Origin of the sequence: Micromonospora sp. M51 (assembly GCF_018070305.1) — a bacterium.
GTDB classification, from domain to species: Bacteria; Actinomycetota; Actinomycetes; order Mycobacteriales; family Micromonosporaceae; genus Micromonospora; species Micromonospora parva.
In genome coordinates this window covers 1-8,198 of the sequence record NZ_JAGPXZ010000218.1, presented here as the reverse complement: position 1 = coordinate 8,198, position 8,198 = coordinate 1, and the positions used below count along the sequence as shown (strand labels likewise).

The window sequence follows — 8,198 nt, the reverse complement described above, 5'->3', positions numbered from 1 at the left end:
CATCCTCTGCAAGACCGAGGCCGACGCGCTCGACGTCGTGAAGACCTACCTGTCGTACCTGCCGGCGAACTGGACCCAGCAACCGCCGGCCGCGCCGGCGGTCGCCGCGCCCGCGAAGGCCGACCTGGCCGCGCTGGTGCCGGCCAGTGAGCGGCAGGCGTTCGACATGCGGCGGTACGTCAAGGGTCTGCTCGACGAGGGCTCGTTCTTCGAGATCCAGGCGCTCTGGGCCAAGGAGTTGACCATCGGCTTCGGTCGACTCGACGGCCAGGTCGTCGGCGTGGTCGGCAACAACTCGATGTTCAAGGGCGGCGTGCTCTTCGTCGACTCGGCCGACAAGGCCACCCGGTTCGTGCAGCTCTGCGACGCGTTCAACGTGCCGCTGCTCTTCCTCAGCGACGTACCGGGCTTCATGGTCGGCAGCGCTGTGGAGAAGCAGGGCATCATCCGGCACGGCGCCAAGATGATCACGGCGATCTCCGAGGCGACGGTGCCGAAGATCTGCGTGGTGGTCCGCAAGGCGTACGGCGCCGGCCTCTACGCGATGGCCGGCCCCGGCTTCGAGCCGGACGCGACCATCGCCCTGCCCACCGCGAAGATCGCGGTGATGGGCGCCGAAGCCGCCGTGAACGCGGTCTACGCCAACAAGATCGCCGCCATTGCGGACGAGGACGAGCGGGCCGCGTTCGTCGCCACCAAGCGCGCCGAGTACGAGCAGGACATCGACGTCGTCCGGCTCGCCAGCGAACTGGTGGTGGACGCCATCGTCGAGCCGCACGACCTGCGCACCGAGCTGGTCCGCCGGTTCGCTGCGGCACGCACCAAGGACCGGCACTTCTCCCGCCGTCGGCACGGCGTCACCCCGGTCTGATCATCGACTCGGGCCCGCACAGCGACCCGCCCTCGGCGTCACGAGCGCCGAGGCGGACCGTCCTTACAGGAGGATGAGATGGACTTCCGGCTCACCGACGAACAAGAGGCGCTGCGCGAGAGCGTGCGGGAATTCGCCCGCGAGGTGGTCGCCCCGGTCATCGCCGAGCACTACGAGCAGCACACCTTTCCGTACGAGGTGATCCGGCAGATGGGCAAGATGGGCCTGTTCGGCCTGCCCTTCGACGAGCAGCACGGCGGCATGGGCGGCGACTACTTCGCGCTCTGCCTGGCGCTGGAGGAGTTGGCCCGGGTCGACTCGAGTGTGGCCATCACGCTGGAGGCGGCGGTCTCGTTGGGCGCGATGCCGATCTACCGCTTCGGCACCGAGGAGCAGAAGGCGACCTGGTTGCCCCGGCTGCTCAGCGGTGAGGCGCTGGCCGGCTTCGGTCTCACCGAGCCGGGCACCGGCTCGGACGCCGCCGGCACGCAGACGCGGGCGGTGCTGGACGGCGACGAGTGGGTGATCAACGGGTCGAAGGCGTTCATCACGAACTCCGGGACCGACATCACGGCCATGGTCACTGTCACCGCGGTGACCGGCACGAACCCGGACGGTTCCAAGGAACTGTCGACGATCATCGTGCCGACCGGGACGCCCGGGTTCACCGTGGCCCCCGGCTACTCCAAGGTGGGGTGGACCGCCTCGGACACCCACGAGCTGACCTTCGACGACTGTCGGGTGCCGGCCGCCAACCTGCTCGGCGCTCGGGGTCGGGGGTTCGCGCAGTTCCTGCGGATCCTCGACGAGGGCCGGATCGCCATCGCCGCGCTGGCCGTCGGTCTCGCGCAGGGCTGCGTCGACGAGTCCATCAGGTACGCGAAGGAACGGCACGCCTTCGGTCAGCCGATCGGCGCCAACCAGGCCATCCAGTTCAAGATCGCCGACATGGAGTTGAAGGCGCACACCGCCCGGTTGGCCTACTACGACGCCGCCGCGCGGATGCTGGCCGGCGAGCCGTTCAAGCGGCAGGCCGCCATCGCGAAACTGCACGCCAGCACGATCGCCGTGGACAACGCCCGGGAGGCCACCCAGATCCACGGCGGGTACGGCTTCATGAACGAGTACCCGGTTGCCCGGTTCTGGCGGGACTCCAAGATCCTGGAGATCGGCGAAGGCACCAGCGAGGTGCAGCGCATGATCATCGCTCGGGATCTGGGTCTCTGAGTGGTCCAGCCGAACTGATCAGCCGGTCGTTCTGGACGGGCTGTCCGTACGGCTGTCGGGTTTCGGCGAGCGGGCGTCGGTAGCCCGACGTTCGACTGCCGATGGTCGGAGTCGATCCGTACTCTTCGAGCCCATGACTCCGGATCATGACTGGTCGCGGAGCCCGGCTGGGCGGACCACACTGCCGGAGCTGCTCCGCGGGCATCGACGCGCCGCCGGCCTGACCCAGGCCGAGCTGGCGTCCCGGGCCGGGGTGGGCGTACGGACGGTGCGTGACCTGGAGCGTGGCCGGTCGATCCGGCCGCAGCGCACCACCGTCGAGCTGCTCGCCGGGGCGTTGGCGCTGACCGGCGCCAGCCGGGCGGCGTTCCTGGCCGCGGCCCGCGGCGTCGGTGCCGAGCCGGCCCCACCGGACGTCGCGTCGACGACGTTCGCGGTCAGCGGCAACGCCGCGTCGGCCGCACCCGCCGGCCCGGCGGTCGCGCTCCCGCCGCCGGTCGCGTTGATCGGCCGGGATCGCGACCTCACCGAGCTGGCCGCAATGCTGACCGCCGAGCGAGGGCCCCGGCTGGTGAGCCTCGTCGGGCTGGCCGGCGTCGGCAAGACCGCCCTGGCGACGTCGGTGGCGCACCTGGTGGCCTCCGACCACCCGGGCGGTGTCGCCGGGGTGCTGGTCGGCGAGGGATCGGACGGTCCGGACGTGCTCGCCGCCTCGATGTCAGTACTCGGTGTGGCGCGCCTGTCCGAACTCGTGGCCCGGCTCGCCGGACGGCCGGCGCTGCTGCTGATGGACGCGGTGGAGCACGCCCCGGGACCGGTGGCCGCCACCCTGCACCGGTTGATCGGCGCACTGCCCTCACTGCGGGTCCTGGTGACCGGGCGACACCCGGTCGGGTTGCCCGGTGAGCGGGTCTGGCCGGTCGCGCCGCTCGACGTGCCACCGCCGGAGGCCGAGCACGCCGGACTCGAATCGTGGCCGGCGGTCGCGTTGTTCACCGCCCGGCTCGCTCAGGTGCGCCGGGAGCCGCCCACCCCCGCTGAGCTGCCGGCGCTCGCCGCGTTGGTGCGCCGGTTGGGCGGGCTGCCGTTGGCCATCGAGCTGATGGCCGCCCGGGGTCGGCTCCTCGACCTCACCGAACTGCTCGACCGGTACGGCGACCGGGTGCTCGACCTGGCCACTCCGGTCGACGCCTCCACCCACCCGCGCTGGGACGCACCGGAGGGGCGCACCGGTCGCACGAGCGTGCCCGACAACGGTGCGGGGGGCGCGGTAGCGGTCACCCTGCGGGACGCGGTGGCGTTCAGCTACCGCCTGTTGGCGTCGGACGAGCGGGCCGCGCTGCGGCAGCTGGCCGTCTTCGGCAACCGCTGGTCCGTGGAGTTGGCCGAGGAGATGCTCGCCGACGAGGCCGACCGGGACGGCACCGTGGCGATCGACCCGGTGCCGCTGTTGGACCGCTTCGTCGAGCTGGGGCTGCTGAGCGTACGCGGAACCGGGTCGTTCCGGTTCCGGCTGCTGGACGCGGTCCGTGACTACGCCGTCGAGCAGGCGACCGGTGAGGGCGAGCTGACCTGCATCCGGCGTCGACACGCGGAGGTCATCGCGCGCCTGGTGGCACGGACCGCCAGTGACCTGGTCGGCCCACGGCTGCCCGACGCGGTGCACCGGCTGGACGAGATGAGCAGTGACATCAGCTCGTCCTTGGCCCACGCGGCCACCGACGACCCGTTGACCGCACTGCGGCTGGCGGCCTGCCTGACCCGCTGGTGGCGGTTCCGCGGACGCGATGTCGTCGGGCGGCAGTGGCTGCGGCGGCTGTTGGCGGACCCGCGGACCGGCGACGCCGACCCTCTCCTGCGGGGCTGGGCCGCTCTCGGGGCCGCCCGGCTGGCTGCCGAGCACGGGGCGGGGGCGGAGGAGCTGTCGACGGCCCGCGCGGCGCTGGACACCTTCCGGCGGGCCGGCGACGTCACCGGGGAGTTGGAGGCGCGCAACGTGCTCGGCACCCTGCTGATCTCCGTGGGGAGGCAGGAGGAGGCTCGCGAGCAGGCCGAGGCGCTGCTGCGGTTGGCTGCCCGCAACGGCCGGACCCGGGACCTGGCGGTGGCCCAGAACAGCCTCGCCTGGCACGAGATCCGCGCCGGCGACCTGGCTGCGGCCCGCCGCCGGCTCGCTGCTGTGGACCGGCTCGCCGTCGAGAGCGGGGAGCGGCGACTGCGGGTGCTGGGCTGGGCCAACCGTGCCGAGGTCGCCCGGCTGGAGGGCTGGTACGCGGACGCTGTCGACCGGGGCCAGCGGGCCATCGAGGCCCTGTCCGAGCTGGGTGACCCCGGGCGTCGCCGTCGGGTGCTGGGGACCGTCGGGCTGGCGCTCGCCCAGGACGGGCGGGTCGCGGAGGCGACCGAGGTGCTGGCCGAGTTGCGGGCCGGGGGCGTGGAGTCGTTGCCGGCGCGGCCGACAGTGCCGCGACAACGGTCGGGCGACGCGACGCTGAGGTGGGGTGGGCCGGAGGCCGGGCTGTGCGCGCTGATCGAGGGGAACCTGGCGCTGCACCGGGGTGACCGGGAGTTGGCCGCCGAGTGGTTCGCCGCCGCCAGCGACAACGCGGGGCAGGATCGCCGCGACGTGGTGGAGGCGCTGGTGGGACTGGCCGCGAGCACTGCGGACCCGACGGTGCTCGATCGACTGGACCGGGTCTGCGTGGAGACCGGCATCCGGCTGTTGCCGCAGGAGTCGGGCCTGCTCTACGCGCTGGTCGCCGACCGGGACGGGTCGACTCGCTAGGAGCGACGAACCGGGTGTCCTCGGGAGGATCGCGACGGGAGAGTGGCGCGGGCGAAGAGCCCCCTTTGGTGCTACCCCTCGCTGATCGCCCGCGCCGTCACCCCCCGGTGATCCCCGGTGCAGGAAGCCTGCCACCGATGCGATGGCAGAAAGTCGGCTTGGACCGAATTCTCCAGCTTGGCTGGGTCAGTTCTGCCGGTCTTTCTGCCGCCGTGCAATGGCGGTGACAGTGCTTCTCACTGTCGTCGGGCGGCGCTGTCGGCGTCGGCGCGCTGCTCCGGGTCGACGTCGTCACTGCCGGCGGTGGCGCACGGATGCGCGGCGTCGCGGACCCGTCGCAACCCGTCGAGGAGGGCCGCCAGCGCCTCGGGGTCGAGTTGCCCGGTGAACCACTGTTCGATTATCTGCAGGTGGCCGGGCAGCGTCTCGTTCAGGCGTTGCATCCCGGCGGCGGTGACCACCGCGTACGAGCTGCGCCGGTCGTTCGGGCAGGCCCGGCGGGTGAGCAGCCCGTCGCGCTCCATGCGGTCGACCACCCGGGTCACTCCGCTGGTCGACAGGGAGGTCTGGGCGGCGAGGTCGGTCATCCGTAGTTGGTTGCCGGGCGAGCGGGCGAGTCGGGTGATGACCTCGAACTCGACCGCGGAGAGGCCGTGCTCCTCCAGCTGGGCGGTGAACCGGGCGGACAGCCCGGCGTGTGCCTCGAAGAGCAGGCCGACGGCGGTGATCCGGGGATCGTCGAAGACGTTGGTCACCCGTTCATCATACCAGTGCTTGACACGGGGAATATTGTTGCGGTTATAGTTGCTCACGCAGTCGTTGGGCTATTAAACAATCTCCTGGAGGACAGCAGCATGACCAGCAGCATCGATGCGGTTACCCGCGACTGGGACGGCCTCACCATCCCGGCGGCCGGCACCTACGCGCTCGACGTGGCGCACAAGCGGGTCGGCTTCGTTGCCCGGCACATGATGGTGAGCAAGGTTCGCGGTGAGTTCAACGAGGCGACCGCCACCATCACCGTTGCCGAGGACCCGCTGCAGTCGTCGGTCGTCGCCACCATTCAGGCCGCCAGCGTCGACACCACCCAGGCCGACCGGGACGCGCACCTGCGCAGCGCCGAGTTCCTGGACGCCGACAAGTTCCCGACGCTCGAGTTCCGCAGCACCGGGGTCAAGTCCCGTCGCGGCAGCGAGTTCGTGCTCACCGGTGAGCTGACCATCAAGGACGTCACCCGTCCGGTCGAGCTGGAGGTGGAGTTCGAGGGTGTCGGCCGCAGCCCGTTCGGCCAGGACATCTTCGGCTTTTCCGCGAGCACCGAGATCGACCGCGAGGAGTTCGGCCTGACCTGGAACGTCGCCCTGGAGACCGGGGGCGTGCTGGTCAGCCGCAAGATCAAGATTGAGATCGAGGGCGAGGCCGTCCGTCAGGCCTGATCCCTCGGGGATCGCCGGAGGGTCAGGGGCATCCTCCCGGGTGATCCGGCACGCAGGGCCCGCGCCGTACGTCGGCGCGGGCCCTGCGTCGTCTCCGCTCGTGGTAATTGTCACGAGTTGATCGCACCGCCACCGGGTCCTGCAGGGCGACGACGGGGTACAGATGGCGCCACGAGCGCGTCCGCGCCGGTCGACGCCGGATCACCGGCGTCGGCCTCTGGCCCCGGTCAGGTGGGCGCTCTTACCGTGGATGCTTCACAAAGCGCTTCCGGGACGGCAGGATCCCGACCGCGCCGGCCGTCGGGAGGACACATGGGCAGGGACGTCTCAGAGGGCGCCTTCACCCGGGATGATCGCGTCCGGTATCGGCAGAAGGTGCGGCGGTGCCTGGACGTCTTCGCCCTGATGCTCGACGACTTCGGCTTCGACGCGGACCGGCCGATGACCGGCCTGGAGATCGAACTCAACCTGGTCGACTCGGCCGCCGAGCCCGCGATGCGCAACGAGGAGATCCTCGCCGACATCGCCGACCCCCTCTTCCAGACCGAACTGGGGCAGTTCAACCTCGAACTCAACGCCGAACCCCGACTGATCGAGGGCACCGGCTTCGCCGACTACGAGAACGACCTGCGCGGCAGCCTCTCCCGGGCCGACGAGCGCGCCGCCAGATCCGACGCGAAGATCGTCCTGGTCGGCATCCTGCCCACCCTCACCGAGGGGCACCTGGTCGAGGACAACCTCTCCACCAACGAGCGTTACCGCGTGCTCAACGACCAGATCGTCGGCGCCCGTGGCGAGGACATCGAACTGGACATTCGCGGCGTCGAGCAGTTGCGGACGCACACCGACTCGATCGCCCCCGAGGCCGCCTGCACGAGCCTCCAGTTCCACCTCCAGGTCGCCCCGGACAGCTTCGCCGACTACTGGAACGCGTCCCAGGCCATCGCCGGTGTGCAGGTGGCGGTCGGCGCGAACAGCCCCTTCCTGTACGGCCGCCAACTGTGGGCCGAAACCCGGATCGCCCTGTTCCAGCAGGCCACCGACACGCGCCCGGACGAACTGAAGGCCCAGGGCGTACGACCCCGGGTGTGGTTCGGCGAACGGTGGATCACCTCGATCTTCGACCTCTTCGAGGAGAACGTCAGGTACTTCCCGCCGCTGCTGCCGATCTGCGAGGACGAGGACCCGGTGGAGGTGCTGCACGCCGGCGGTGTGCCACAGCTCGGCGAGTTGCGGCTGCACAACGGCACTGTCTACCGGTGGAACCGGCCGGTCTACGACATCATGAACGGCCGCCCGCACCTGCGGGTGGAGAACCGGGTGCTGCCGGCTGGTCCGACGGTGGTGGACATGCTGGCCAACGCGGCCTTCTACTTCGGGCTGGTACGCGGTCTGGCCGAGGCCGACCGGCCGATCTGGAGTCAACTCACCTTCAGCTCGGCCGAGGAGAACTTCCACGCCGCCGCCCGACGTGGCCTCGACGCCGTGCTGCACTGGCCCGGGCTCGGCGACGTGCCGGTCACCAAGCTGGTCCTGGACCAGCTGCTGCCCACCGCCGCCGCCGGCCTGGACGGGTTCGGTGTCGCCGCGGCGCAGCGGGACCGTCTGCTCGGCATCATCGAGCAGCGCTGCCGTACCGGCCGCAACGGCGCCGTCTGGCAGACCGAGGCGGTCTGGGCGGCGGAACGGCACCATGGCATGGACCGGACAGCTGCCCTGCACCACATGGTCCAGCGCTACGCCGAACTCCAGCGCACCAACCAACCCGTCCACACCTGGCCAACCCCCTAACCCCCGTGCGGGTTGATCATCAAGTTATTGCCACCTCGCCCGGCGTGTCATGGCAGAATCTTCATGCTCACTGGAAGGGGTCGATGGG

Annotated in this window: 6 protein-coding genes; 5 read left to right on the top strand and 1 reads right to left on the bottom strand. The window is 70.9% G+C overall.

Going from position 1 to position 8,198, the window contains the following annotated elements:
- From KBX53_RS14180 to KBX53_RS14170, 3 genes are all read left to right on the top strand, one after another.
- Positions 1-871 (top strand): acyl-CoA carboxylase subunit beta (locus KBX53_RS14180; protein ID WP_305797944.1); only part of this gene is annotated, 871 nt, incomplete at its 5' end.
- Between the two features lie 78 nt (positions 872-949).
- A complete protein-coding gene (locus KBX53_RS14175; RefSeq protein WP_030331942.1) occupies positions 950-2,098 on the top strand; it encodes an acyl-CoA dehydrogenase family protein in 1,149 nt (382 codons plus the stop codon).
- 133 nt (positions 2,099-2,231) lie between these two features.
- Positions 2,232-4,883 carry a helix-turn-helix domain-containing protein gene (locus KBX53_RS14170; RefSeq protein ID WP_210859684.1) on the top strand — a complete coding sequence of 884 codons (2,652 nt, stop codon included), beginning with the start codon at positions 2,232-2,234 and terminating at the stop codon, positions 4,881-4,883.
- Between the two features lie 236 nt (positions 4,884-5,119).
- Here KBX53_RS14170 and KBX53_RS14165 read toward each other — a convergent pair whose 3' ends face one another.
- The gene (locus KBX53_RS14165; RefSeq protein WP_030331945.1) at positions 5,120-5,638 is read right to left on the bottom strand and encodes a MarR family winged helix-turn-helix transcriptional regulator; all 519 of its coding nucleotides are present in this window, start codon (positions 5,636-5,638) and stop codon (positions 5,120-5,122) included.
- Positions 5,639-5,737: 99 nt separating this feature from the next.
- On the opposite strand from KBX53_RS14165, the gene KBX53_RS14160 reads away from it, so the two are divergent.
- Together KBX53_RS14160 and KBX53_RS14155 are read left to right on the top strand one after the other, a co-directional pair.
- On the top strand, positions 5,738-6,319 hold the full coding sequence (locus tag KBX53_RS14160) for a YceI family protein (protein ID WP_210859682.1): 582 nt from the start codon (positions 5,738-5,740) through the stop codon (positions 6,317-6,319).
- Between the two features lie 312 nt (positions 6,320-6,631).
- Positions 6,632-8,110: a glutamate--cysteine ligase gene (locus tag KBX53_RS14155; protein ID WP_210859680.1), complete on the top strand. Its 1,479-nt coding sequence runs from the start codon at positions 6,632-6,634 to the stop codon at positions 8,108-8,110.
- Positions 8,111-8,198 lie beyond the last annotated feature (88 nt).

Bases quoted from the DNA above. Each gene is read 5' to 3' on its own strand.
- KBX53_RS14175 (WP_030331942.1), top strand. From the start codon at position 950: ATGGACTTCCGGCTCACCGACGAACAAGAGGCGCTGCGCGAGAGCGTG.
- KBX53_RS14160 (WP_210859682.1), top strand. From the start codon at position 5,738: ATGACCAGCAGCATCGATGCGGTTACCCGCGACTGGGACGGCCTCACC.
- KBX53_RS14170 (WP_210859684.1), top strand. From the start codon at position 2,232: ATGACTCCGGATCATGACTGGTCGCGGAGCCCGGCTGGGCGGACCACA.
- KBX53_RS14155 (WP_210859680.1), top strand. From the start codon at position 6,632: ATGGGCAGGGACGTCTCAGAGGGCGCCTTCACCCGGGATGATCGCGTC.